A 26,603-nucleotide genomic window follows, 5' to 3' on the forward strand; every position below is an offset into this window, starting at 1 on the left:
TTGCATGCGCTTTTCTAAAATTTAGAGAGTAAAGGTAGCAAAATTTCGAGATTTTATGATGAATTCACCTAGAAAAAAGCCATATCGTTACTTTACATGGCAAAACCTATTAATTATTTTCACCTTAGTTTTTTTATTAGTAAATGCCCTACCCAACATCTATAAAGATAAAGTCACAATTGTCCTCTCACCTATTAATGCGAACGTGCAACAACTAACGACTAGTGAGCTTAAAGGTTTATTGAATAAGAACAACTTAACCGTTGATAAAATTCATACTATTGATAAGACAACGTCAATAACACTCAGTAATACAGCCGACATAGCGTCAGTTAACACACGTTTATCTAATGAGTTTAATCATTATCGTGTTGAGACCTCGGTGATAAGTGGCGTACCCTCATGGTTGCAATCATTCGACGCTAAGCCAATAAAATTAGGCTTAGATTTAAGTGGTGGAGTATTATTTGTACTTGATGTCGATACAAAACAAGCTTTATTTGACCGTCTTAAAAACATCGCATTAGCAATAAAAACCCTAGCTATGGAAGAACGTATTCGAGGCGTTAGTGTTGTTCAACATAAGATTGATCTTACTAGAGATGCGGACAATCAAAACCTTTCGGTGAATTTTTCTAACGCTGACAAAAGTAAAATGGCTATACTTTTCACTAAAATAAAAGCAGCCTACCCTGATTTATCTCAACAAAAAAATCAAAATGACCAAGTGATCTTGTCATACTCCTCGCAAAAAACAGCTCAATTTCGCCAAGAAACTATGCAGCAAACATTAAAAACGATGCGTGGAAGAATAGCTGAGCTGGGTATAACCGAAGCGGTTACACTTCAACAAGGTAAAAACCATATTCGTATTGAATTGCCTGGTGTTCATGATCCCGAGGAAGCAAAACGTATTATAGGTGCCACGGCATCACTTGATTTTTATCAGCTTGCCGAAAACTCAAATGCAGCAGGTATATTACGCATGGCGGACGAACATGGCAGAACGTTTACCTTAAACAGTCAGGTAGTTTTTTCAGGTAGTAATATCGAAAATGCTCGCGCAGGACAAGATCAAATGAGCATGCCTTTAGTCAACCTCACCTTAGATGCCTTAGGTGGTAAGAAGATGTCGCAATTTTCTAAGCAAAATATTGGTAATGCTATGGTGACGGTGTTTTCTGAGTTTTATCGAGATGCTGATGATCAAATGGTTAAAAAAAGTAAAATAATTAATGTTGCCACCATTCAACAACACTTAGGTTCACAGTTTAGTATTACCAACATGCCCAGCCAACATGCGGCACAAGAACTGTCATTATTATTGCGAGCAGGTTCGCTAACAGCGCCAGTAACTATAGTAAAACAGCGCACCATTGAAGCGACACTCGGCGAAAATAATATCAAAAATGGTATAAAAGCACTGAGTATAGGCATGGGGTTTACTTTGTTATTCATGGTTTTTTGGTATAGAACTTTGGGGCTTATCGCTAATGTAGCGTTAACATTAAACTTAGTAAGCTTACTAGGGTTGATGTCGTTACTCCCTGGGGCCGTACTAACACTTCCGGGTATTGCTGGTTTAGTATTGACGGTTGGTATGGCTGTAGATACCAATGTACTTATCTTTGAGCGGATAAAAGAAGAGTTAAAGCGTGGACATAAAGTGCTCTCAGCTGTTGAGCAAGGCTATAAAAGTGCATTTTCAACGATTCTTGATGCCAATGTAACCACCATGATCACTGGTATTATTTTATACACTATAGGCAACGGCCCAGTAAAAGGTTTTGCCCTTATTTTGTGTTTAGGTATTTTAACCAGTATGTTCACCGGCGTTTTTGTTTCTAAAAGTTTAACAAACCTTGTCATTCGAAAAAATAAAGCTCAATTATTAGGTGTTAATGTATGAAAAATTTTAAAATAAATAGCACGTCTAAATTAAGTATTTTTCGCCTAGTGGGTTGTTTTATAGCTATGATTTTTGTTGTTATAGCGCTAGTAGGACTATTTAATAAAGGTTTAGCACTCGGTTTAGATTTTACCGGTGGTTACTTAACTGAATTTTCAACCGAGAAATCACTCAGTCAACAGAATATGAATAACTTACTCAGTAACTATCTTCCAGAAAGTTTTAAACTGACCTCTGCAGAGCAAGGGACTCATTGGAGTGTTCAACAAGCAGATAATAACGTCAGTTTACAAGATAAGGCATGGCTATCTGATTTTGCTGACAAAAATCAACTAAACATTAGCCCTCAAGATGCTATTTACATTGGCAGCCAAGTCGGAGAAGACTTAATTAACCAAGGTGGCTTAGCACTATTAACCGCAATCATTGTTATCTTAATGTATTTGTCTTTTAGATTTGAATGGCGTTTAGCCGCGGGGGCTGTTATTGCGCTTTTTCATGATGTACTTATTGTACTCGGGCTTTTTGCATGGTTTGGTATCCCCTTTGATTTAACAATATTAGCGAGTTTATTAGCTATTGTAGGGTACTCGTTAAATGACTCTATTATTGTCGGTGACAAAATTAGAGAAATAATGAAATCTACCCATGACACCACAATAGATGAAGTGATCAATCAAGCTATTAAATCAACCTTAGTGCGAACGATGATCACCTCAGGAACAACCTTAGTGACTATTATGGCTGTATGGGGTTTTGCCGGGGAGTCTTTAGCGGGGTTTTCTATTGCGCTATTTTCAGGGATTTTAGTGGGCACTTTCTCTTCTATTGTAATTGCGGCAACAGTGCCACAATTACTCGGGCTAACCGCTGATTATTATCAACAAAAAGAACTAGAGGTTTGTCCTTTACCCTAATGTAAACGGTTTGAGAGGAAATTGGCAACACTAGGATATTTGCACTTAAGTCCATATCCTAGTGTTAAAAATTACTGTCTTTAAAGTTGGTTACTGTTCAAAAATTGAAGCCAGTCTGACTTTATAAAGATTATTGGTTGACCCATAAAACTCAATAGTCTGTTCAAATACAAAACCAAGCTTTTTTAATAATACGTTAGAGGGAGTATTTTCTAGTGAGGTGATCGCGACAACATTTGCCGCATAATTATTGTCATAAGCAACTTTTAATACGGCTAATGAGGCTTCTCGAGCAAAGCCTTGCGAACAATATTCAGGTAACAAGGCATAACCTAAGTCAGGGAATTCCAATTCAGGCCGCTTTAACAAACCACAGAGTCCAATCGGTGTGTTATCACTTTTCAAAGCGACTAAATTTAGCCCAAAACCCTGTTCGCTATAGCTTGCTAGTGGACCATTTACTAAGTAGGCAATTGCATCTTTAGTCTCTCTAACCCCTTTGTCACCAATGTTTTTAATAAAAGCATCATCATTCAATAATTGCAGAACAAATTCATGGTCCTGCTCATTCAGGTGCCTAATGGTTAACCTTTGTGTTGTGCATAGCAGCATGTAAATTCCAAACTTTTAACGCGTAAAGCCTAAGCTTTATTTTTTAATAAAATACTGTCTAAGATTTATTTTCTAAGGCAGTGTTCAATCTATCAAAGCCTCGAGCAAGGTCGGCAATTAAGTCATCAACATCCTCTAAACCTATATGCAGGCGAATTAATGGATATTCATAATTCCACTTTGTCGCTGTTCGCAAACGCCCAACATTGGTATTACCCAAAATTAAACTTTCAAAACCGCCCCACGAATAGCCCATTTTAAAATGTTCCATACCATCAAGTAAGGCATTAAGTGATTGCTTATCACCGCGGGTTAACACAAATGAAAACAAACCGTTAGCACCAGTAAAGTCACGCTTAAAATATTCATGGCCCGGACACGATTCGAATGCAGGATGAAGAATAACATCAACTTCTTCGCGTGTTGCTAACCAATTAGCCACTTTTAGCGCACTAATTTGATGTTGTTTTAAACGCACACCTAAGGTACGAATGCCACGCATTGCCAAATATAGATCATCAGGCGACGTACATTGCCCCATTAAGTAACTGTTTTCACGCAGTTGTGGCCAATACTCTTGTGTTGCTATTGCCGTACCTAACATCACATCTGAATGACCAACGATATATTTAGTCGCTGCTTGAATCGAAATATCGACACCATAATCAAAAGGTTGAAAATTAACCCCTGCAGCCCAAGTATTATCGAGCATAACCATACAGCCATGCTGGTGAGCAACTTCAGCTATACCGGGAACATCTTGAACTTCCATGGTAATAGAGCCAGGAGATTCTAAGAAAATAAGTCGGGTGTTTTCTTTAATAAGTCCGGCTATATCTCGGCCAATAGTTGGATCGTAATAAGTCGTTTCAACGCCAATATTGACCAATATTTTATCGCAAAAATCACGCGTGGGTTCATAAGCCGTATCAACCATAAGGATATGGTCACCGGTTTTAACAAACGAAAGAATAGCATTAGTGATCGCCGCAGTACCCGATGGATAAATGGCACAACCAGCGCCGCCTTCGAGATCAGTCATAGCATCGGCGAAAGCAAAAGCCGTTGAAGTGCCTCTTCTACCATAGAAGAGTACTTGATTACCACGATTTGCTGTTGCGTGATTCATTTCTTTAACTGTATTAAAAACAACGGTTGATGCACGTTCTACTGGGGGATTAACAACGCCACGTGTCCATTTTGATTTTCGTCCCGCATTGACTATTTTGGTATCGTTGATCATGATCTTTCATCCTAAAACATAAAATTCATTTAGCCATCTAAATAGCTAACTCAATAAAGTCACCTTATGATCTTTCCAAGCATGATGCACGATTTATTTATATTAATTAAAACAGCAGAGGCTATTGAAACAAGTTCAATTGATCGCTGGTTAATTTTTCGAAACTACTCCCGACAAAAGGTAAAATAGCATCAGCAACGGTCGCTAATTGCCGATCGATATAAAACTGGTAATCGAGTGGCGCGTTAACATAACCTTTTGCTTGCGGTCCAGAAGTCGTGATCAAGTATTCTATCCAACCACGTTGCTGATATTTTAGCGGTTGCTTATTTATCTTGTTTATATCATCAGCTAAACGTGCCGCTTTCACATGTGGAGGCACGTTTTTAACGTAATGATCTAACTGCCTACGAATGCGTTTACGATACACCAGTAAATGATCTAATTGTCCTGCTGATGTTTGAGTAACAATATTGCGTACATAGTCAGCAAAAGGTTCGCCATTAAATATTTTTAAATACAACTCTCGTTGAAAAGTTTTAGCCAGTTCAGTCCAATCGGTGCGGACGCTTTCTAAGCCTTTAAAAATCAATTCTGATGAGCCATTTTTTTCTACAATGCCAGCATAACGCTTCTTAGTACCGACATCTTGCCCTCTGATGGTTGGCATCAAAAATTGGCTAAAATGTGTTTCAAATTCAATTTCAAGTTGGCTTTCTATCGCAAATTCTTTTTTAAGCGTTGCTTGCCACCTAAGATTAATTTTATCTTGTAAGGTTTTACCCAGCTTTTGACATTGCTGGTGACTAAAATCATCGTCAACACTAACAAAAATAGAATCGGTATCACCATAAATAACTTGATAACCATCATCTTCTAGCCACATTTTAGTGGTGATTAATAATTCATGGCTTCGTTTAGTGATTGAGCCCGATAAACGTGGATCAAAAAATCGACATCCCGTAGAGCCTAAGACCCCGTAAAACGAATTCATAATAATTTTTATCGCTTGCGACAATGCCGCATTTTTATCTTTTTTAGCAATATCACGCTCTAACCACAGCTCATTAATAATTTCAGGTAAAAAATGCTTATCTCTAGAGAAATAAGCACCATCAAAACCTTTGATACTAGTCTCTGGTGATTGTAAACCTTCAATTAGGCCCATAGGATCAATATTAAAACTTCGAATAATAGAGGGGTAAAGACTTTTAAAATCAAGTACTAAAACATTTTTATATAAACCCGGAATAGAGTCCATCACATAACCACCAGGAGAAATTAGCCCTTGCAAGCCATCGCCCATATTGGGCGCAATATAACCACTACGGTGTAATTTAGGTAAATATAAATTGGTAAACGCTGCCACAGAGCCGCCAATACGGTCTATAGATAAACCAGTTAGTTTGGCGCGCAAACGCGTGAATTCTAGTAATAGAGATTGTTCAAATATCAGGGTAACTAAATGGCAATCTTCAAGGTTATAAGCGGCTAAAGCTAGCTTGTCATTGGTAAAGTTGTCGTTAATCTCTTGCATTCTATTGTCAACATCATCAACTTTTTTCCCTTTACCTAATAAGGCATTGGCAACAAAATCAAGCGAAAAACTTGGAAAGTTATAAGTCGCGTTTTTTAGTAAATCAATACCATCAAGGACCACTCTGCCAGCGACATCAATAAATTTTTGCTCATTTTGACTACCACCTGCCGAACGTGTTCGCCAGCGAGGTGACTTGTCATTGCGGCCGATATTAAAAGGGATGTTATAAATATCACAGCGTTTTTGTAGCAAATTAAAATCAAAGTTAATCACGTTCCAACCAATAAAAATGTCGGGGTCGTAGATTTTTATCCAAGCGATCAGCTCAGCTAGCAGCGCTTGTTCATTGTCAAGCCAAACGATGTGCTCTGCGATTTCTGTCGCCTCAGCGTCGGATAACTTGGACTGCGTTATTTTTGCTAAAAACTTGTTTTGATCACCGATCATCAAAACACATTTTATCGGCTTACCATCAGACATTTTATGAGAATGTAAGCCAATAGAATAAAGCTCCCCTGCCATTGAACACTCAATATCAAGTGATACCATAGTTAAAGCAATATCATCAAGTAACTGAGTCTTATCCGTTGCACGGCATTTGTCACTATAAAAGGTAGCAAAGTTAGTCTGTGAAAACTGTTTGGCAGATTCGGTTATCGATGAAGCTGTTAACCGAGGGATAAATTCAATACCAGCGGTAATAAAGCGCTCCATTAAAAAGCGTTCATCGGGGCGAAAATCGTCTTCATAACATTTTATTTGGGCTTTTTTTAAAACATCCCGTGCGCGATAGAATTCACGCATCGTTGAAAAATAAAAGCCACTGACGAGTTGTTGATTAAAGGTTTTAAGCGCAAGCGGGGTAACTTTAGCCGTTACTATTCGCTGCTCCGACAGGAGACTTTGCGCGCGTAGTTGCTGCGTTTGTTCAACAAAAAATAATGCCTGTTGATTTTGCACAATAACATTAACAGCACCTTGAAGGGTTTTAACCCATAAAGACAATTCGATACCTTGTTTGGTATCATAGGCTTGACGGGTTAATAAAAAGCCATAATTCAAGCTAGGCGTTAATTTTTCTACAGTTAATGACATTAATTATTTTAATTCGTTGCGGATAACGATAAACTGTTAATATATACAGCAGTATATACTCATCCTATTTGAAGATACAGGATTCAGCCTATTTAACTGGAATGAGTATATAACCTAATGAACCCTAAATGGCTAACAGCATGCTAAGCGATAAAATTAAAGTAGCAATTCGCACATCGTATAAAACCATTGGTGAAAATTTAGAAAACTTTCATCCAAGAAAACAGCAAACTTTTTTGATTGCCGAAATAGCTAAAACTCTTGCGGGAGAATACGATAAAGCGCGAAAAATTATTACCATAGAAGCCGGCACCGGTACGGGTAAATCCTTGGCTTATTCATTAGGCGCTATTCCGTTAGCGATGTCACGTCAAAAAAAGGTCTGTATTTCTACTGCAACAGTTGCGCTACAAGAACAATTAGTGGATAAAGATTTACCCTTCTTAAAGAAACATTCAGGCTTAGATTTTAATTTCACCTTAGTCAAAGGTCGCCAGCGCTATGTTTGTCGGCAAAAATTAGCGCTTGCTGTCAGTCAAGACGATTCACCTCAGGCCGGTTTCACCTTTGCGCAAAAACCTAATGCCATGGATATAAAGCTATTACATCATTTACATAAAGCGTTGACGGATAATAAATGGCAAGGCGATCTAGATTCTTGGGCTGACCCTATCCCTCATCATTTATGGCAACAAATTCAATGTGACAAACACAGTTGTTTAAAACATTTAGCCGATCACACCCATTGCCCTTTTCATAAAGCTCGAGAAACCATGGAGTCTGCCGATGTGTTGGTCATTAACCATAGTTTATTACTGGCTGATTTAGAGCTTGGTGGAGGTGTTATTTTACCCTCGCCAGAAGACACTTTTTACATTATTGACGAAGCACATCATCTGCCTAAAGTAACCCGTGATCATTCAAGTGCGAATGTTGCCATTAAAGGTGCCATTGATTGGCTAACTAAGTTAAAAGAAACCGGCGATAAGATGGCAAAATTAATAAAGTCGACTTCGGCCATTTCACCCTCGTTAAAGTTAGGGGACGATTGCCAAGATTTATTAATGGAAATGCAAAAAGTAGCGAGCTTTATCGAAAACAATCAGGCGTTATATTTCAATGAAAAAGCTAAAGAAAATAGCCGTTTCTCTCGTGATGACGAGGCGGCATTATATCGTTTTGAAAACGGAATCGTTCCACCGAACTTAAAAAACTCAGCTAAAGATTTAGCAGAGCTCAGTAAAAAATGTTTAGGACATTGCAACAAGCTATATAACTTATTGATGGAGTCAGTGAAAGACGGGGAGTGTAAAATGTTTGTTGCCGAGCCCTTACTTGCAGAAGCTGGTTTTATGATCCAACGGTTAGAAAATTTCAACTCACTATGGAAAATGTATGCCAAAACAGACAGTGAGAAAGGCGCTCCAATGGCAAGGTGGTTCGAAAAACTGACAGGGAAACGTAGTGACTTTTTAGTGTCGGCTTCCCCTATTGAAGTTGGCTTTACCCTTGAAGATATTCTCTGGTCAAAATGTGAAGGGGCGGTATTATGTTCAGCCACTATTTTAGCATTGAATTCGTTTGAGCATTTTCGACGCCAGGTCGGTTTACAAATTAATGATGGCACCCAATATCAAAAAGTCGACTCTCCGTTTGATTATCAAAACAATGCGCAACTAGTCATCGCTAAAATGAAAAATGAGCCAAGTAGCCCTCAGTTCACCGATGAATTAATTAATGAGTTACCGGCGTTAATTAAGCAAGAAAAAGCCTGTTTAGTGCTATTTTCTTCGTATTGGCAAATGGAGCAAGTAGCTAAATCCTTACGAGAGCAGCACAAAATGGAGATTCTAGTTCAGGGTGAGCAGTCACGTCAGCATATTATAGAGGCCCATAGAAAACGCTGTGATGAAGATAAAACCAGTATAATTTTTGGCACACAAAGTTTTTCTGAGGGTCTAGATTTACCCGGTAAATATTTAACGAATTTGATTATTACCAAATTACCCTTCTCTGTTCCAACATCACCCGTTGAAGAAGCACAAGCTGAATACATTACCGCTAAAGGCGGCAATCCTTTTATGTCGATTTCAGTGCCAGAAACATCCAAAAAACTGATTCAAGCGACAGGAAGATTACTGCGAAATGAGAAAGATACCGGTATCATTACTTTAATGGATAAACGTTTAGTGACCAAGCGCTATGGTAAGCAATTACTTGATTCTTTACCGCCCTATCAAATTATTTCAAAAGGATAAGCTTTGACTAACCTCACTAAGCGTGCAAAAGCGTCAAACTCAACTAATCGTCGATTATCTAAGAGTCGCGCATTAAAAGATGTTAAGCCTCGCCCTGCCCCAGCAGATCGAGTGTTAGTACTTTTCAATAAACCCTTTGATGTACTGTCACAATTTACGGATGATCAGCAGCGTAAAACCTTAAAAGATTTTATTCCGATTAAAGACGTTTATGCCGCTGGGCGTTTAGACCGCGACAGTGAAGGCTTATTGTTGCTGACCAATGACGGGAAATTGCAGCACAAACTGGCTAACCCAACCGAAAAAACTGAAAAAACCTATTGGGCACAAGTCGAGGGTGTACCACAGCAAGCTGATTTACAAAAACTTCGAAAGGGTGTAGAACTAAAAGATGGCCAAACGTTACCAGCGAAAGTAAAAGTGATCAATGAACCAGACCTTTGGCCACGTAATCCGCCGATACGCGATCGAGCGAATATTCCCACGACATGGCTCAGTATCGCGATTACCGAAGGAAAGAACCGGCAGGTCCGCAGAATGACCGCGGCTATTAATTTTCCAACGCTACGACTTATCCGTTACAGCATTGGTCAATACAGCCTTGACGGTATCGAAAATGGCCATTACCAACAACTTAAAAGTGAATAAGAATATGACACTAGCGGTTAACACTGCCGGTAATGACCATGGCGAAGATCAATTTAAGCCCAATGCTACCGTGGCAGCTATTATTGTTCATCAAAATAAGTTTTTATTGGTTGAAGAAATTGAAAAAGGTAAAAAAGTCTTTAACCAACCTGCTGGACATTTAGAGGCGAATGAGAACTTAATTAGTGCCATTGAACGAGAAGTTCTTGAAGAAACAGGCTTAACACTTTCGCCGAATTACGTTTCAGGTATTTATTATTTTTATCGCCCGGATATTAATCTTTATTACCTTCGATTTTGTTTTGTTATCGAACTTGATGAATTTCTACAAAGTATCCCTCAAGATGATGAGATTATTGCCACCCATTGGCTGTCATTTGATGAAATAAAAGCAAAATCTGCACAATTACGCAGCACGCTGGTCTTGGAATGTATTGAGGATTACTTAGCTGTTTTGAAAAATGGAAAAAAAATATCATTATCTTCATTAAAATCCAATCTTTAATCTATGCCCCTAAATCCTGACATGCTATAATTTTTCGCCTTTTTCTCTAGATTTGTAGTTTTAATGTCATCACAAGTATCATCGAGCGCTGAAAACCAAAACACCGCGCCTATAAGTAAAGCACCACACGACACCAAAGTAATTGTTGGTATGTCTGGCGGTGTTGACTCCTCTGTTTCTGCACACTTATTGATTGAACAAGGTTATCAAGTTGAAGGCCTGTTCATGAAAAATTGGGAAGAAGACGATACCGATGAATACTGTGCAGCGGCACAAGACCTCGAAGATGCACAACTTGTTTGTGACAAACTCGGCATAAAGTTACACACCATTAATTTCGCAACAGAATACTGGGATAATGTTTTTGAGTATTTCTTAGCTGAATATAAAGCAGGTCGCACGCCGAACCCTGATATTATGTGTAACAAAGAAATCAAATTTAAGGCCTTCTTAGAGTTTGCTTGTGAAGACTTAGATGCCGACTATATTGCCACCGGACACTATGTTCAGCGTGAGTTTATTGATGGTCAGTGGGCTATGTTACGCGGGTTAGACAGTAATAAAGATCAAAGTTACTTTTTATATACGCTAAGCGATGAGCAAGTGGGACGGACATTATTCCCTGTGGGTAATATCGAAAAGCCTGCAGTACGCGCCATTGCCGAACAGGCTGACTTAATCACTCATAATAAAAAAGACAGCACGGGTATTTGTTTTATTGGTGAGCGTAAATTCAAAGATTTTTTAGGTCAATATTTACCCGCGCAGCCAGGAAAAATTGAATCCGCTGAAGGCGATGTCATTGGTGAGCACGACGGTTTAATGTACCACACGCTAGGTCAGCGCAAAGGCCTTCGCATAGGCGGTTTAGCTAATGCCGGAGAAGAGCCTTGGTACGTTGTTGAAAAAGATTTATTGCGCAATGTTTTAATTGTTGGTCAAGGTCATAACCACCCTCGTCTATTTTCTAAAGGTTTAATCGGTAATCAATTGCATTTAGTGAATCGTAAACCTCTTGATACGCCAATAAAATGTACCGTTAAAACCCGCTATCGCCAAGATGATGTCCCTTGTCATCTATCTCCGATGAGCGATGGTGAATATTTAGTCATGTTTGATGAAGCACAAAGTTCAGTAACGCCGGGACAATCTGTAGTTTTTTATCAAGATAATATTTGTCTTGGCGGCGGTATCATCAACACACTTATCCGTTAAGTTATAACGAAAATTAGTTGAGCAGTTAATAGTTATGAACAGTATAAATGAACAAACCCTAACACTTGCCGCGGTTTGTCAAGTCGCTTATTGGGTACAAAAAACATCTCGTAGTGGCCAAATAGACGAAGACGAACTCGCTTTATTACTTAATAGTGTCATGATCACATCGCCTAAAAACACCATGGAAGTTTACGGTGGTGAAATGAGTCATTTAAAAATAGGATTAACAACACTAGTTAACCATTTAGGCAATAAATCAACTAACAAAGATCCTGAAATCACCCGTTATGTGGTGAGCTTACTGGGTTTAGAGCGTCGTTTAAGTAAATATAGCGATAAAATGAATGCGCTCGGTGAACGAATTAGCCAAAGCCAACGTCAATTAGTACATTATGGCATTACCAGTGAAACACTCGTTTCGAGCTTAGCGTCAATTTATAGCGATTTGATCAGCCCGCTCGGAACACCTATCCAGGTAGCAGGCGAACCCGCTATATTAAAGCAATCAGTCAATCAACATAAGATACGTGCCTTGTTATTAGCCGGTATTCGCTCAAGTGTTTTATGGCGACAGGTCGGTGGACAACGCCGAAGTATTTTATTTTCACGTTCAAAATTGGTTGAATGTGCCGAGCAGCTGCTCAAAGCTTGTTAAACAAATTCAAAATTAGTTTTTAACCTTACTTTAAATATTAGGAAAACCCTATGGAACTTTCAGCGTTAAGTGCAATATCTCCAGTAGATGGTCGTTATGGCAGCAAAGTTAAGTCATTACGCCCTATATTCAGTGAATTTGGTTTAATAAAATACCGTGTTACCGTTGAAGTTCGTTGGTTACAAAAACTTGCAGCAACGACAGAAATTGCAGAAGTTCCGGCTTTTAGTAATGACGCTACGGCAACATTAAATGCGATTGTCGATAACTTCAGTGAAGTAGACGCACAGCGTATTAAAGACATTGAAGCGACCACTAATCATGATGTAAAAGCGGTTGAGTATTTCTTAAAAGAAAAAATTGCTGATCATGCTGAATTAAACGCAGTCACTGAGTTTATTCATTTTGCTTGTACATCTGAAGATATTAACAACCTTTCGCACGGTTTAATGTTAAATGACTGTCGTACCGACGTTTTATTACCAGAAATGGATAAAATATTAGCGGCAATTAAAGCACTAGCCATTGAATACAAAACCATTCCAATGATGTGTCGTACTCACGGTCAACCTGCTTCTCCAAGTACTTTGGGTAAAGAAATGGCCAACGTTTATATTCGTCTTAAACGTCAACGTGCCCAAATTGCTGATGTTGAATTATTAGGTAAGATTAATGGTGCTGTTGGTAATTACAATGCACACCTATCAGCTTACCCTGAAGTTAATTGGCATGAATTTGCTAATGAATTTGTTACTTCATTAGGTTTATCGTTTAATCCCTTTACGACTCAAATTGAACCACATGATTACATTGCCGAATTATTTGATGCCATTGCCCGCTTTAACACCATCTTAATCGATTTTGATCGTGATATTTGGGGTTACATCGCGATGGGTCACTTTAAGCAAAAAACCATTGCCGGTGAAATTGGTTCGTCAACAATGCCACATAAAGTTAACCCAATTGACTTTGAAAATTCTGAAGGTAACTTAGGCATTGCTAATGCATTATTTACCCACTTGGCGCAAAAATTACCTATTTCTCGCTGGCAACGTGACTTAACTGATTCAACGGTTTTACGTAACTTAGGTGTTGGTTTTGCTCATGCGATGATAGCTTACGGCGCTACATTAAAAGGTATTAGTAAGTTACAAGTAAATGAAGCAAATCTAGCGGCTGAATTAGACAGCAACTGGGAAGTTTTAGCTGAACCCGTACAAACAGTAATGCGTCGTTATGGTATCGAAAAGCCATACGAAAAATTAAAAGAGCTAACTCGCGGTAAACGCGTTAATGGCGACTCAATGCGCGCTTTCATTATGACGCTTGAATTACCTGATGCGGCTAAAGCACAGTTATGTGAAATGACACCCGCAAGTTACATAGGTCGCGCAGTAGAGTTTATTAACGAATTAGACTAGTTTTATCTAAACGTATGCTAATAAAAAGGAACCTCGCGGTTCCTTTTTATGTTCAGGATGAACGGTATAACGTGATGGCATGGATGCCAATGAACGTATATGTTCAGGATAAACGGAAACCTATATGTCTTGGCTTTTTAGCAACGCCTTGATTTATGATGGGATTAGTGCCGTTATGCACGCCAATTAACCGTAGTAAAATAGAGAGTAACACGCAATGCAAAAAATCCATTGGGGCGAACTAACGCCTGAGCAGTTTTTAAAAGAATATTGGCAAAAAAAACCGTTATTAATAAAAGGTGCGTTCAAAGACTTCACCGACCCAATTGATGCCAACGAACTTGCTGGCCTCGCGATGGAAAGCGAAATTGAATCGCGTATTATTGCCTGTAATAATGGTGACTGGCAAGTAGAGCAAGGTCCTTTTGATTCATTCGATAAGTTTGGCGAACAGAACTGGACGCTACTGGTGCAGGCGGTAAATAATTGGTCTCGCGATACCCAATCATTGCTAGCAGCCGTTAATTTTATTCCACAATGGCGTATTGATGATGTAATGGTTAGCTTTTCAACACCCAATGGCGGTGTTGGTGCTCATTTAGACCAGTACGATGTCTTTATTGTGCAAGGTGAAGGAAAGCGTCGCTGGCAAGTTGGTGCGCCTGATAGTTCACTAAAACAGCTATTACCTCACCCTGATTTAAAACAAGTCTCTAGTTTTGTTGCTGTTATCGACGAAATAACCGAAGCAGGTGATTTACTTTATATTCCACCAAATCATCCACACAATGGCGTGTCATTAGAGAACTCGATGAATTTTTCTATTGGTTTTCAGGCACCGAACAATCAGGAATTATGGTCTGGTTTTGCTGATAAATTAATAGATGAAAACCTTGGAGAAGCACGTTTTCCTGATAATGAACGTACACTAACCAGTCATCCCGAACAACTTGAACAAATGGATATCGAAAAGTTAAAGGCGTTCATGAAAGCACAACTTGATGACGATAAGTTATTTACTCCTTTTATCGGCAAATATCTTACACAGAACCACCATGCCTTAGAGATATTAATGCCGGTCACGCCTATCGACAGCGAACAACTTTCCGATATTCTGGCTGAAGCAGAAAACACCTTAGTGCCTGTTTCCGGGATAAAAAGCTTAATTGTACCTTTTCAACATCAGGAACAAGCGCCCAACGAAACAAGCTTTTTATATATTAATGGTGAAAGCTTTTTAATTGATAAAGAAACAATCACATTAGCGACATACCTAACAAAACAGCAAACTTTGACCACTCAAACAGCAAAAAGTTTACTAACAAATTTGAAAAATGAACAATTATTGACTAATGTTCTAAATATGGGCTTTTGGTATATTGAATAACAACGCGTGGAATAGTTATAATGTCGTTCAGTGTCAGTAGAGTAAATTGGGAACAAGCGGCATCACTATTAAGAGATGTCCGCGAAAAAGTTTTTATTTGTGAATGGCGTATTCCACGAAAAATAGAGTTTGACCGAAAAGATCACTATGCATTTCATGTCTTAGTTTGTGATGATATTACTCAAGAGCCCGTTGCAACGGGCCGTATATTATCTACGGGTGAAATTTCTCGCATCGCAGTATTGATGTCTTTTAGAAAAAGAAACATCGACAGAGATGTTGTCAAAGGTTTACTGGCTATTGCTAAAGATCTCAAACTTGATGAAGTATTTATTTATAGTCCACTTGATGATGTTGAATATTTTAGAAAATTTAACTTTATCAGTGCTGGCGCAGTATTTATGGAAGCAGGTATGCCAAGACAGCGTATGACCTGTGCTGTTGAGAATATAAAAAAATCTACCCGCTTCGCTTTTAATCACTAGTTTATTAATTCCTACTCTCCTAATAAGCCACTCTTCTTATCCTTTTGCCGCTATTATTAAATTTTGTGCTTTATTCTATACATTTACCCTAACATAGTGACCGTTATATTTTGATCTGACGGCTAGCGCAACATTAGGCTAAGTGGTATTGTGCGCATCGAAACAATACAACTCTTATTACAGAAGTAAAAAGAATATTAACAAAACTTTTTACGTGGAGATTTAGAAGTGGCAATTTTTGATTTAGTAGATTTCGACAATCATGAACAAGTTGTTTATTGCAGCGATGATGCAACAGGCTTAAAAGCTATCATAGCAGTACACAGTACTGCACTTGGACCGGCAGCAGGTGGCTGTCGTTTTTGGGATTATGTAAATGATGAAGCAGCATTAAAAGATGTTTTACGTTTATCAAAAGGCATGACCTACAAAAATGCTATGGCTGGGTTAAAACTTGGCGGTGGTAAAGGGGTTATTATTGGTAACCCTAGACACTTAAAGTCAGACGATTTATTCAAAGCTTATGGCAAAGCCGTTAATAATCTAGGTGGCCGTTATTACACCGCTGAAGATGTAAATATTACTACTGGTGATATGGCTATTGTTAATCAAGTTACCGACTATGTTTCGGGTCTTGAAGGAAAAAGTGGTAATCCAGGCCCCTTCACTGCGCTAGGTACATTTTTAGGTATTAAAGCAGCGGTTAAGTTTAAATTAGGATCTGATGATTTAACCGGTATTAAAGTCGCTGTTCAAGGGCTTGGTAGTGTTGGTTATTCACTTTGTGAGCGACTTCATGCTGCGGGTGCGAAATTAATCGTCACTGATATTAACCAAGAAATTTTAGATAAAGCCGTTGCCGAGTTAGATGCGACAGTTGTTAGCTTAGACGATATTTACAAACAAGATGTTGAAGTATTTTCACCTTGTGCGTTAGGCGCGTCGATTAATGACGATAGCATTGCAGAACTTAAAGCGGTGATCATTGCCGGCTGTGCTAATAACCAACTTGCAGAAAGTCGCCATGACCAAGTCCTTTTAGACAAGGGTATTTTGTATGCTCCTGACTACGTCATTAACGCTGGGGGAATTATAAATGTTGCCCTTGAAATTTATCCTGAAGCTTATTGTGCTGATAAGGCGACAAGTTTGGTAGAAAATATTTATCACACACTAATGAATGTTTTTGTAACAGCGAACGAGAAAAACTTACCAACAGGTAAAGTAGCTGATGAAATGGCGAGAGCTATAATAGCTAACGCTGGAAAATAATTTTCCCGTGTAAACTAAAAAGCCGCACTATATAAATAAAGTGCGGCTTTTTTTTCGCTATAAATTGTTGGCATCAACTCACACCAACAATGTTATCAACTTATAGACTAATTAACGGGTAATGTTGGTACCTGAATACCTGACATTTCTAGCATGACTCTAACTACCTGGCAGCTGTAACCAAATTCATTGTCATACCATACATACAATACAGCGCGATCGCCATCAACAATCGTTGCTTGAGAGTCAACAACTCCAGCGTATCGAGAGCCAACCAAGTCAGTAGAGACGATTTCAGTTGAAGCCGTATAATCTACTTGATTTTGTAACTTAGAATTTAACGAAATATTACGTAAGTAATCGTTTAACGCTTCTTTATCCGTTGATTTTTTCAAATTCAAATTCATGATAGCCATTGAAACGTTTGGTGTTGGTACACGAATCGCGTTACCCGTTAACAAACCTTTCAATTCAGGTAATGCTTTAGCAACCGCTTTAGCAGCACCCGTTGTGCTAATAACCATATTTAATGGTGCACTACGACCGCGGCGAGGAGCTGGATGGTAGTTATCAATTAAATTTTGATCGTTCGTATATGAATGAACCGTTTCAACGTGGCCATTCTTAATACCGAACTCATCGTTAATGGCTTTTAACACTGGTGTAATAGCGTTAGTGGTACAACTCGCTGCAGAAACAATTTTGTCATCCGCTAAAATCATATCTTGATTCACGCCATAAACGATATTTTTAATATCACCTTTAGCGGGTGCTGTTAACAATACCTTAGCAACACCTTTTGATTGCAAATGTTGCCCTAGACCTTCTTCGTCACTCCATACACCGGTGTTATCAACAACTAAAGCGTCATTAATACCATATTGGGTATAGTCGATTTCGCTAGGATTTTTTGCGTAAATGACTTGAATAAATGCGCCATTAGCTTTAATGACACTATTTTCTTCATCGATAGTAATACTACCGTTAAAAGCACCATGCACTGAATCACGACGTAATAGGCTGGCACGTTTTGCTAAATCACCTTTACCACTTGGGCGAATAACAATAGCACGTAGATTTAATGTTGAGCAGGGTCCTGCGCGTTCAATTAACAGACGCGCTAATAAGCGACCGATACGACCAAAACCATAAAGAACAACATCTTTAGACTTTTGTGGGTCAGTATTTTTATTAATTGATACTAATTCTTTTTCTAAAAACTGCTCAATTGACAGACCATTAGCTTTACCTAGAAATAAATAACGGTAGGCCAATTTACCGACATCAATACGTGCTGGTGCTAAATCCATGTGTCTTAATGCATCAATAAAAGGAAAGCTTTCACGTAAACGTAATTTACTGTCTTCATGTAGCGCAACAGATTTATGTGCTTTAATGATATCAATTGCAGAAGCATTAACTAATGGACGACCATAAATAGATACTTCGAGACCTTTGTTTCTGAAAAGTTGCCCTATAATAGGTTGCATATTTTCAGCAAATGTTTGGCGTTCTTGCCAGCTAGCTTGGTATTGTTCCTCAAGATGAGAAGTCATTGCGTAAACCTTTTTATTTCAGTCAATTGAACGATGAGTTATTATTAATATTAGCACTAATAACAATAATAATTAATTGCGGCACTATTGTAATCGAACCTGAAAACTTTCGCCACTAGTTACAGATAATATCACGCTCAAATATGGGACAAAAATGAAGACAATAATAGCCTACTTCTCACTAATTTTTTTATTAACCGCTTGTGATAGCAAGCCAAACTTTGCTGAACTTTGTGAAAGTAATTCTGAAATCTGTAATGAATTTCAAGAAGACTCATGGTGTAAACGAGAACGTATTATGGTGGGTTTTTCTAATTTAGAGGAAAAATTGGCTAGTTCAGATCTACATAAATATCATCAACTCATTGCTTACGAAGATTATGCACAATGTATGGTTCATGCCTCAAAAATTGAGCATATTAAATTAAAACATAAACAAACGATGAGAGTTGATAACGCAATTCAAGCACAGAATCGTATCAAAGAAATATCAAAAGAAACAATAACCTCAGATCACCCTCACCTGCTCTACTATCACTGGTCGAGATATATCAACGAAGAATCTTTAAATAAATTTTTAGCACAAGAAGGGACAAAAGCCCTTGAAAATTCAAGGTCGCAATATAACTTAGCGACGCATTATACAAAAACAGATCCTAAAAAGACCTTAACGTTACTTTATCGAGCTTTGCAATTATACCAGCCAGATCAGAAAATAAATGCAGAAATCTTTCAGTCAATAGCAACGATATTTATAGAAAAGCAAGATGTTAAAAAAGCTTATCTTTGGTTAAGAATTTTACGTTTACATTCGCCAGAAAATAAAGAAGTGACTGAAAAGTCTTTAAATAATTATGTTGTAGGTTATAAATTAAATAAAACATTATTAGATAAAATTGCCAATATAACCTTAGATAAAATTGAAGCAGGAACCTTTGAGTCACCAAAGGTTTAGGTTTAATCAAGAGATTAAACCTTGTCTTTTTAAAGTGCGCTAAACTGTAAACTTAATGAATTAACACAATAGCGTTTACCGGTGGGTTGTGGGCCGTCATCAAATACATGACCCAGATGAGAGTCACACGTACTGCAAGTGATTTCTGTACGCATCATTCCAAGGCTGTCATCTTCAATGTAGGCGACATTTGGGCTAATAGCGGCAGAAAAGCTTGGCCAACCGCAACCCGATTGAAATTTATCTGTTGAAGAAAACAGCTCCTTTTCACAACAGGCACAATGATAAACACCGGCTAGCCAATGATCGTTATACTCGCCACTGAACGGTTGCTCTGTGGCAGCCAAGCGACATACTTGAAAAGCCTCGGGTGTTAACTTATCTTGATAAGGGTCTTTAGACATATATTTTCACCTTTTTATTTTGAATGACCAAATTCGATCATTTTGCGCTCAGGGTTTGACCATTCAACATGAAATTTCTTTCCTGGCGCTTGATCAACCCGTTCAAAAGTATGTGCACCAAAAAAATCTCTTTGTGCCTGTAATAAATTTGCAGGAAGAACCGCGGTACGCATCGCATCATAATAGGTCAACGATGAACTTATTGCACTGGTTGAAATTCCCATTAAAGCGGTTTCTGCAACAGTTTTACGCCAATTTAATTGATGAGCATTTAATTGTTCCACAAAGAATGCATCTAGCATTAAATTTTCTAACTTCGCATTACGTTTAAAAGCATCGGTAATAGATTGTAAAAATGCTGCACGAATAATACAACCCGCTCGCCATATTTTTGCAATACTGGCAAAATCAAGCTCCCAACCATGCTCTTGCTCCGCTTGCTTCATTAATTGAAAACCTTGGGCGTAAGCACAAATTTTCGCACAGTAAATCGCATCATGTAAGCGAGCAATAAACGCTGTTTTTTCTTGTGCATTTAAGGTCTTAGCTTCAGGGCCGTTAAGCAGACTTGAACTCTGCACTCTTAAATCTTTAAATGAAGAGATGGAACGTGCGTATACCGCTTGGGCAATAGTGGGAGCGGGTGTACCTAATTCTAAACTGCTCATCGCAGTCCACAAACCTGTACCTTTCTGCCCCGCTTTATCGAGAATTAAATCCACTAGCGGGATGTTATCTTCGGTCACCTTATGGCGAAGTACCTCGACAGATATTTCCATTAAATAACTGTCTAGAGGACCTTGGTTCCATTGTTCAAAAATATCAGCAATCTCATCTGTTGATAAATTTAAACCCGCACGTAAAGTATGATAAGCCTCACAGATAATCTGCATATCCGCATATTCAATACCATTATGAACCATTTTTACATAATGACCCGCACCGGCTGGGCCAATATAGGCGGCACAAGGTTCACCTTTTTTAATGGTTTCTCCTGGCTTAGTCCGCTCTAAAGGTTTGCCTGTTTCGGCGTCAACCTTAGCTGATATGGCTTCCCAGATAGGTTTGATGCGAGTCCATGCATAAGGAGAACCACTGGGCATTAAAGCAGGCCCAAATCTAGCGCCGACTTCACCGCCAGAGACAGCTGAAGAAAATAAAATGAAATTACTCTTATACTTTTTCTCACGAGCAACGGTATCAACCCACAGACTATTACCCGTATCAATAATAATATCGTCAGGTTGAATACCAGCGCCAATCAAACTCTCAGAGACTTGATCAACAGGAGCACCAGCAGGTACAGAAAGTACAATAAGATGGGGAGTTTTTAATCGCGATAATAATTCTGTATATGATGAGCAACCGTGAACACGTTGCTTATTTTCACCATTTTCCAATTTATCTTGGGCAATAACGCCAAGCACTTTTTCATTATCTAAATCAAAAGCAGCAATACTGTAACCGTTGTCGGCTAAGTTTAGCACCAAATTTTTACCCATTACACCAAGGCCAATAAAGCCGATGTCACACAAACTATTGTCTTGTGTCATAGTAGAAAGTCCATAAATACTGAGAAATACAATGGCATTTATTCTACCATGAACAAAACTAAGCCACTAGCAATTAAAGCCGACCCGATTCGTAATAAAACGTCTTTTTTATCAATAAAAGGCCAAATACGACAAGTATCGCTTGTATAAATCTCAAAATGATGTAATTTTACTACATTATTTTCATTTGGAATTTTAACATGACTATTAAAGTTGGCATCAATGGTTTTGGCCGTATCGGTCGTTTTGTATTTAGAGCTGCTGCGCAGAGAAGCGACATTGAAATTGTCGGTATTAATGATTTAATCGACATTGACTACATGGCTTACATGCTTAAGTATGACTCAACGCATGGTCGTTTTAACGGTACGGTAGAAGTTAAAGATGGTCAGTTGATTGTTAATGATAAAGTTATTCGCGTTAGCGCTATCCGTAACCCCGAAGAACTTAAATGGGATGAAATAGATGTTGATGTTGTTGTTGAATCAACCGGTTTATTTCTAACTGATGAGACAGCACGAAAGCATTTGATCGCAGGAGCTAAAAAAGTTGTACTTTCTGCCCCTTCCAAAGATGACACCCCAATGTTTGTCTGTGGTGTAAACCTCAATGAGTATAAAGGCGAAGATATTGTATCAAACGCTTCATGTACCACTAATTGCCTAGCACCTATTGCTAAGGTTCTTAATGATAATTGGGGAATTGAAAGTGGTTTAATGACGACGGTTCATGCAACTACAGCAACACAAAAAACTGTTGATAGCCCTTCAGCTAAAGATTGGCGTGGTGGCCGTGGTGCAGGACAAAATATAATCCCTTCATCTACGGGTGCTGCAAAAGCGGTTGGTAAAGTTATCCCTGAATTAAATGGCAAACTCACTGGTATGGCCTTTCGTGTACCAACACCAAATGTATCTGTTGTAGACCTGACTGTTAATTTAAAAAGTAGCGCAACCTATCAAGAAATTTGCGATGCGATGAAATCAGCAGCTCATGGTGATTTGCAAGGCATATTAGGCTATACCGAAGATCAAGTAGTTTCTAATGATTTCATTGGCGAAACGTGTACGTCAGTCTTTGATGCGGGTGCGGGTATAGCACTAACCGATAAGTTTGTAAAAATCGTTTCTTGGTACGACAATGAAATTGGTTATTCAAACAAGGTACTTGATTTAGTGGCTTACGTCAGCGCTTATAAAAATTAATCATCTTTAGAATAAAAGTTATATCAAAAAAGCCAAATATCTTTATTTGGCTTTTTTATTGAGATAAATGTTAGTCAAAGCCCCTTACTTGAACAACCTTAACTAGTCGATTTACGGCTCTCACCTGTAAGCCCCCCTATAAAGATGTTATTTAGCTATCGACTGCCTTTACTTGCTTATAAAAGGATATATGAGGATTGATGTCAGGCGGACAAGAAGTCGTATATATAAAAAAGGCTGGAGCACTATCAATAGCGCTTCAGCCTTTTTGGTATTCACTTTACGCGTTATTTTACATGAGCAAGTGCTTGTTTAGCTAATTCAGTAATTTTAGCCCAATCTTTATTTTTAATTATTTCGTCGGTAACCAACCAAGAGCCACCACAACAAGCAACGTTTGATAAGGCTAAGTAGTCCTTAACATTACTTAAATTGATACCACCTGTTGGACAAAAGCGAATGTCAGGGAATGGTCCGCCCATAGATTGAATCGCTTTAACACCACCAGAAGCTTCTGCGGGGAAAAACTTCAAATGGTCATAGCCAAAGTCAATTCCGTCCATCATTTCTGAAATTGATGAAATTCCTGGTATAAGAGCAATATTACCTTCATTACCCGCTTTTAATAAATCTTTTGTTAAGCCAGGACTTATTGCAAACTTAGCCCCTGCTTCTTGACAGCGTTGTAGCATTTCACGATTTGTTACTGTACCTGCGCCAACACAAGCTTCAGGTAACTCTTGCGCGATAATTTTAATCACATCAAGTGCCGCTGGTGTGCGCAAAGTTACTTCTAATACTTTTATGCCTGCAGCGAGTAAGGCTTTAGCAATAGGTAAGGCATCTTCAACATCTTTAATAACAAGAACAGGCACAATAGGCCCCATAGCGAAAATTTCTTTTGGCGATAACTGCCAATTATTTGTTATGGTCATGATTTAGATGTGTCCTTTCATTGAAGATAATTGTTGACGAATATAGGCAGACGCCCCTATCAAACCGGGTTGATTTTCGGTGATCACATACGTCGGAATATTATTAATAAAACTAGATAGTCGGCCTTTTGTATCAAAACGCTGCCTAAAATTGCTGTTTTTGATGAAATCTATAAAACGAGGCACAATGCCACCGGCAATATATACACCACCAAAACAACCTAACGTTAAGGCTAAGTTACCGGCAAAGCTGCCTAAAGTATTACAAAATTGATGTAAGGCTTTTTCACATAGTGGACATGAGCCATCTATCGCTTTAGCGGAGATTTGTTCAGCTGATAAATTACTCTTGGGCAAGTTATCAATTGACAAAAAGGCTTGATAAATTTGCTCTAAGCCTCTGCCACAAAGTAATTGCTCATAGGATATTCTATGTTGTTTAGTTTCAAGTAAATAACTTAATATTTTAATTTCATCAGCATCGACAGGAGCAAAGTCGACATGGCCTCCTTCTCCCCCTAAGCAACACCAACCGTCTCTGGTCGGTACTAAATTAGCAACACCTAGTCCGGTACCAGGACCACAAATAGAAATAGGCTTGTCTGCAATTGCGACCCCTTCACCAATTTGCACTTTCTGTGCTTGTGTTAGCAAAGGTACTGCATGGGCTATTGCGGTATAGTCATTTATTAAAAATAACTGACTAATATTCAATGCGTTTTTCAAGGATGATTGAGAAAATGTCCATGGCAAGTTAGTCATGGTAATTTGATCTGTTTCAACCGGACAAGCAATGGCTAAACACGCATTGATTGTTTTACCTGCAGCGTTATGTAACGCTAAATAAACGCTAATAACATCGGCTAAGCTATCATATTGGTCGCACTGATAAGTTTTAATATCTGAGATTTGACCATCGTCATTAACGAGGCCAAACCTGATATTAGTACCGCCAATGTCAGCGACTAAGTTAAGTATTGACTCACTCACGAAGCTTTACCATCAATATCAGTTTCATCAAATAATGAACAAGCACCGGTTTCAGCGGTACTTAAATTACGACGCATAAAACCAAAAAGCTCTCGGCCCATGCCTTGATGATGACCATTGACTTGAAAAATAGCGTTGTCACGTTGGGCAAGCTCTGCTTCGTCAACCAATAAGGTTAATTCTCCAGTTTCGCCGTCAACTAAAATCATATCACCGGTTTTCACTTTCGCGATCAAACCGCCATCTAGGGCTTCTGGGCATAAATGAATAGCAGCAGGTACTTTACCTGAGGCGCCAGACATACGGCCATCAGTTACCATAGCGACCTTAAAACCTTTGTCTTGAAGAACGCCAAGTGGTGGTGTTAGCTTATGTAATTCAGGCATACCGCGCGCTTTAGGTCCCTGAAATCTAACCACAGCAACAAAATCTTTTTCTAATTCACCCGCATCAAATGCCGCTTGTAATTCATGTTGATCTTCAAAAACGACGGCAGGTGCTTTAATAACAAAACTACCTTCACGCAATGAAGATGTTTTAATAACAGAGACACCTAGGTTACCCTTAAGAACGCGTAAACCGCCAGTAGCTTTGAACGGGCTTGCAACGGTTGCAATAATACTATCGTCGAGAGATTTTTCAACACAGTCAACCCACTTAAGTTCACCGCTTTCGAGTACAGGTTTTTTAGTGTAGCGCGTTAAACCGCGGCCACAGATAGTTTCAACATCTTCAAAAACTAAACCGCCTTCAATCAATTCTCTAAAGAGTAGTGCCATACCACCGGCTTCTTGAAATTGATTTATATCTGCTTCGCCGTTCGGGTAGATACGTGTTAATAGTGGTACCGCTTCAGATAAATCATTAAAGTCTTGGAAGTTAATGATAATACCCGCTGCTTTTGCAAACGCAATAATATGCATGGTTAAGTTCGTTGAACCGCCCGTCGCAAGTAAGGCAACAATTGCATTAACAATTGAACGCTCATCAACCATTCTGCCAATCGGCATATAGTTGCCCGACTGTTGCGTTAAACGAGTTGCTTGACGTGCCGCTGCTTTTGTTAATTCTTCACGAAGCTGCGTATTCGGTGCGATAAATGATGCGCCAGGTAAATGAAGTCCCATGACTTCAACAACCAGTTGATTTGAATTGGCTGTGCCAAAGAAAGTACAAGTACCCGCAGAGTGATAAGAGGCAGATTCAGCCTCAAGAAGCTCTTCTTCGTTGGCTTCACCTTTAGCATATTGCTGGCGAACACGTGCTTTTTCTTTGTTTGGTAAGCCTGAAGGCATAGGGCCCGCAGGAATAAATACCGTGGGTAAATGTCCAAAAGTCATACTGGCAATCAACAAGCCCGGTACGATTTTATCACAGATGCCCATCATTAATGCGCCATCAAACATATTATGCGATAAGCCAACCGCTGCAGACATTGCAATAACATCTCTGCTCATTAGGCTTAAATCCATACCCGGTTGGCCTTGAGTAACACCGTCACACATAGCAGGTACACCGGCTGCAAATTGTGCAACACCACCCGCATCTCTCACTGCTGCTTTAATAATCGCAGGATAAGTTTCATAGGGCTGATGAGCAGATAACATATCATTATAAGCTGAAACAATAGCGATGTCTGAGTGATGTATACCACGTAATGAGGCCTTGTCTTCTTTACCACAAGCAGCAAAACCATGAGCTAAGTTACCACACGACAAACCGGCACGATGTACTGTTTGCGAGCTTTCAGCTTCTATCTTAGCTAAATATTTAGCTCTACTGCCTTTACTACGCTCAATAATTTCATTGGTAATAGCGACGATTTTTTCATTCATTTTAA

Annotated in this window: 22 protein-coding genes; 13 read left to right on the forward strand and 9 right to left on the reverse strand. The window is 38.8% G+C overall.

Annotated elements, in window-relative coordinates:
* Window positions 1-58 precede the first annotated feature (58 nt).
* A complete protein-coding gene (secD, locus tag A3Q34_RS01260; protein ID WP_070373713.1) occupies window positions 59-1,909 on the forward strand; it encodes a protein translocase subunit SecD in 1,851 nt (616 codons plus the stop codon).
* The gene (gene secF / locus A3Q34_RS01265; RefSeq protein WP_083277850.1) at window positions 1,906-2,826 is read left to right on the forward strand and encodes a protein translocase subunit SecF; all 921 of its coding nucleotides are present in this window, start codon (window positions 1,906-1,908) and stop codon (window positions 2,824-2,826) included. Before secD ends, secF begins: the two co-directional genes overlap by 4 nt.
* A 90-nt stretch (window positions 2,827-2,916) precedes the next feature.
* Here the strand turns inward: secF and A3Q34_RS01270 are convergent, their stop codons facing one another.
* From A3Q34_RS01270 to A3Q34_RS01280, 3 genes are all read right to left on the reverse strand, one after another.
* Window positions 2,917-3,438, reverse strand: coding sequence for a GNAT family N-acetyltransferase (locus A3Q34_RS01270; RefSeq protein ID WP_070373714.1), 522 nt, complete (start codon window positions 3,436-3,438; stop codon window positions 2,917-2,919).
* Between the two features lie 58 nt (window positions 3,439-3,496).
* Complete coding sequence (locus A3Q34_RS01275) at window positions 3,497-4,681, reverse strand: cystathionine beta-lyase (protein ID WP_070373715.1); 1,185 nt, start codon at window positions 4,679-4,681, stop codon at window positions 3,497-3,499.
* A 121-nt stretch (window positions 4,682-4,802) separates the two neighbouring features.
* Entirely contained in the window at window positions 4,803-7,316 is a 2,514-nt protein-coding gene (locus A3Q34_RS01280; RefSeq protein ID WP_070373716.1) for a DNA polymerase II, read from the reverse strand.
* A gap of 140 nt (window positions 7,317-7,456) precedes the next feature.
* On the opposite strand from A3Q34_RS01280, the gene dinG reads away from it, so the two are divergent.
* From dinG to A3Q34_RS01325, 9 genes are all read left to right on the forward strand, one after another.
* On the forward strand, window positions 7,457-9,574 hold the full coding sequence (dinG, locus tag A3Q34_RS01285; RefSeq protein WP_070376947.1) for an ATP-dependent DNA helicase DinG: 2,118 nt from the start codon (window positions 7,457-7,459) through the stop codon (window positions 9,572-9,574).
* A gap of 3 nt (window positions 9,575-9,577) precedes the next feature.
* Window positions 9,578-10,222 (forward strand): pseudouridine synthase, encoded by a 645-nt coding sequence (locus A3Q34_RS01290; protein ID WP_070373717.1) that lies wholly within the window; start codon window positions 9,578-9,580, stop codon window positions 10,220-10,222.
* A 4-nt stretch (window positions 10,223-10,226) separates the two neighbouring features.
* A complete protein-coding gene (locus A3Q34_RS01295; RefSeq protein WP_070376948.1) occupies window positions 10,227-10,727 on the forward strand; it encodes an NUDIX hydrolase in 501 nt (166 codons plus the stop codon).
* A gap of 63 nt (window positions 10,728-10,790) precedes the next feature.
* Window positions 10,791-11,942: a tRNA 2-thiouridine(34) synthase MnmA gene (gene mnmA / locus A3Q34_RS01300; RefSeq protein WP_070373718.1), complete on the forward strand. Its 1,152-nt coding sequence runs from the start codon at window positions 10,791-10,793 to the stop codon at window positions 11,940-11,942.
* A 34-nt stretch (window positions 11,943-11,976) separates the two neighbouring features.
* Window positions 11,977-12,600, forward strand: a complete 624-nt coding sequence (hflD, locus tag A3Q34_RS01305) for a high frequency lysogenization protein HflD (RefSeq protein ID WP_070373719.1) — start codon at window positions 11,977-11,979, stop codon at window positions 12,598-12,600.
* Window positions 12,601-12,650: 50 nt separating this feature from the next.
* Window positions 12,651-14,021 (forward strand): adenylosuccinate lyase, encoded by a 1,371-nt coding sequence (purB, locus tag A3Q34_RS01310; RefSeq protein WP_070373720.1) that lies wholly within the window; start codon window positions 12,651-12,653, stop codon window positions 14,019-14,021.
* 217 nt (window positions 14,022-14,238) lie between these two features.
* A complete protein-coding gene (locus A3Q34_RS01315; protein WP_070373721.1) occupies window positions 14,239-15,408 on the forward strand; it encodes a cupin domain-containing protein in 1,170 nt (389 codons plus the stop codon).
* A gap of 20 nt (window positions 15,409-15,428) precedes the next feature.
* Entirely contained in the window at window positions 15,429-15,893 is a 465-nt protein-coding gene (locus A3Q34_RS01320; RefSeq protein ID WP_070373722.1) for a GNAT family N-acetyltransferase, read from the forward strand.
* A gap of 228 nt (window positions 15,894-16,121) precedes the next feature.
* Window positions 16,122-17,165, forward strand: a complete 1,044-nt coding sequence (locus A3Q34_RS01325; protein WP_070373723.1) for a Leu/Phe/Val dehydrogenase — start codon at window positions 16,122-16,124, stop codon at window positions 17,163-17,165.
* Between the two features lie 107 nt (window positions 17,166-17,272).
* Here A3Q34_RS01325 and A3Q34_RS01330 read toward each other — a convergent pair whose 3' ends face one another.
* A complete protein-coding gene (locus A3Q34_RS01330) occupies window positions 17,273-18,721 on the reverse strand; it encodes a glyceraldehyde-3-phosphate dehydrogenase (protein WP_070373724.1) in 1,449 nt (482 codons plus the stop codon).
* Window positions 18,722-18,875: 154 nt separating this feature from the next.
* Between A3Q34_RS01330 and A3Q34_RS01335 the strand changes: the two genes are divergently transcribed.
* Complete coding sequence (locus A3Q34_RS01335; protein ID WP_083277851.1) at window positions 18,876-19,676, forward strand: DUF2989 domain-containing protein; 801 nt, start codon at window positions 18,876-18,878, stop codon at window positions 19,674-19,676.
* Window positions 19,677-19,705: 29 nt separating this feature from the next.
* Here A3Q34_RS01335 and msrB read toward each other — a convergent pair whose 3' ends face one another.
* On the reverse strand, window positions 19,706-20,080 hold the full coding sequence (gene msrB / locus A3Q34_RS01340; protein ID WP_070373725.1) for a peptide-methionine (R)-S-oxide reductase MsrB: 375 nt from the start codon (window positions 20,078-20,080) through the stop codon (window positions 19,706-19,708).
* A gap of 14 nt (window positions 20,081-20,094) precedes the next feature.
* Entirely contained in the window at window positions 20,095-21,633 is a 1,539-nt protein-coding gene (gene gndA, locus A3Q34_RS01345) for an NADP-dependent phosphogluconate dehydrogenase (protein ID WP_070373726.1), read from the reverse strand.
* 200 nt (window positions 21,634-21,833) lie between these two features.
* Here gndA and gap point away from each other — a divergent pair, with 200 nt between their 5' ends.
* A complete protein-coding gene (gene gap, locus A3Q34_RS01350; protein ID WP_070373727.1) occupies window positions 21,834-22,838 on the forward strand; it encodes a type I glyceraldehyde-3-phosphate dehydrogenase in 1,005 nt (334 codons plus the stop codon).
* 287 nt (window positions 22,839-23,125) lie between these two features.
* Here the strand turns inward: gap and A3Q34_RS01355 are convergent, their stop codons facing one another.
* Genes A3Q34_RS01355 through edd form a run of 3 tightly spaced genes read right to left on the reverse strand, consistent with a single transcriptional unit; the run spans window position 23,126 to window position 26,598 of the window.
* Entirely contained in the window at window positions 23,126-23,773 is a 648-nt protein-coding gene (locus tag A3Q34_RS01355) for a bifunctional 4-hydroxy-2-oxoglutarate aldolase/2-dehydro-3-deoxy-phosphogluconate aldolase (protein WP_182217619.1), read from the reverse strand.
* Window positions 23,774-23,776: 3 nt separating this feature from the next.
* Window positions 23,777-24,763 (reverse strand): glucokinase, encoded by a 987-nt coding sequence (locus A3Q34_RS01360; protein ID WP_070373728.1) that lies wholly within the window; start codon window positions 24,761-24,763, stop codon window positions 23,777-23,779.
* A complete protein-coding gene (gene edd, locus A3Q34_RS01365) occupies window positions 24,760-26,598 on the reverse strand; it encodes a phosphogluconate dehydratase (protein WP_070376951.1) in 1,839 nt (612 codons plus the stop codon). The genes A3Q34_RS01360 and edd overlap by 4 nt, the downstream gene beginning before the upstream one ends.
* Between the last annotated feature and the right edge of the window lie 5 nt (window positions 26,599-26,603).

The sequence above is a fragment of the Colwellia sp. PAMC 20917 genome (genome assembly GCF_001767295.1).
Classification (GTDB): Bacteria; Pseudomonadota; Gammaproteobacteria; order Enterobacterales; family Alteromonadaceae; genus Colwellia_A.

Excerpts from the sequence above, each read along its gene's own strand:
- A3Q34_RS01295 (WP_070376948.1), top strand. The coding sequence starts at position 10,227 with ATGACACTAGCGGTTAACACTGCCGGTAATGACCATGGCGAAGATCAA.
- msrB (WP_070373725.1), bottom strand. The coding sequence starts at position 20,080 with ATGTCTAAAGACCCTTATCAAGATAAGTTAACACCCGAGGCTTTTCAA.
- purB (WP_070373720.1), top strand. The coding sequence starts at position 12,651 with ATGGAACTTTCAGCGTTAAGTGCAATATCTCCAGTAGATGGTCGTTAT.
- A3Q34_RS01275 (WP_070373715.1), bottom strand. The coding sequence starts at position 4,681 with ATGATCAACGATACCAAAATAGTCAATGCGGGACGAAAATCAAAATGG.
- dinG (WP_070376947.1), top strand. The coding sequence starts at position 7,457 with ATGCTAAGCGATAAAATTAAAGTAGCAATTCGCACATCGTATAAAACC.
- secD (WP_070373713.1), top strand. The coding sequence starts at position 59 with ATGAATTCACCTAGAAAAAAGCCATATCGTTACTTTACATGGCAAAAC.
- A3Q34_RS01315 (WP_070373721.1), top strand. The coding sequence starts at position 14,239 with ATGCAAAAAATCCATTGGGGCGAACTAACGCCTGAGCAGTTTTTAAAA.
- secF (WP_083277850.1), top strand. The coding sequence starts at position 1,906 with ATGAAAAATTTTAAAATAAATAGCACGTCTAAATTAAGTATTTTTCGC.
- mnmA (WP_070373718.1), top strand. The coding sequence starts at position 10,791 with ATGTCATCACAAGTATCATCGAGCGCTGAAAACCAAAACACCGCGCCT.
- A3Q34_RS01335 (WP_083277851.1), top strand. The coding sequence starts at position 18,876 with ATGAAGACAATAATAGCCTACTTCTCACTAATTTTTTTATTAACCGCT.
- A3Q34_RS01270 (WP_070373714.1), bottom strand. The coding sequence starts at position 3,438 with ATGCTGCTATGCACAACACAAAGGTTAACCATTAGGCACCTGAATGAG.
- A3Q34_RS01280 (WP_070373716.1), bottom strand. The coding sequence starts at position 7,316 with ATGTCATTAACTGTAGAAAAATTAACGCCTAGCTTGAATTATGGCTTT.
- edd (WP_070376951.1), bottom strand. The coding sequence starts at position 26,598 with ATGAATGAAAAAATCGTCGCTATTACCAATGAAATTATTGAGCGTAGT.
- A3Q34_RS01355 (WP_182217619.1), bottom strand. The coding sequence starts at position 23,773 with ATGACCATAACAAATAATTGGCAGTTATCGCCAAAAGAAATTTTCGCT.
- hflD (WP_070373719.1), top strand. The coding sequence starts at position 11,977 with ATGAACAGTATAAATGAACAAACCCTAACACTTGCCGCGGTTTGTCAA.
- A3Q34_RS01330 (WP_070373724.1), bottom strand. The coding sequence starts at position 18,721 with ATGACTTCTCATCTTGAGGAACAATACCAAGCTAGCTGGCAAGAACGC.
- gndA (WP_070373726.1), bottom strand. The coding sequence starts at position 21,633 with ATGACACAAGACAATAGTTTGTGTGACATCGGCTTTATTGGCCTTGGT.
- A3Q34_RS01320 (WP_070373722.1), top strand. The coding sequence starts at position 15,429 with ATGTCGTTCAGTGTCAGTAGAGTAAATTGGGAACAAGCGGCATCACTA.
- gap (WP_070373727.1), top strand. The coding sequence starts at position 21,834 with ATGACTATTAAAGTTGGCATCAATGGTTTTGGCCGTATCGGTCGTTTT.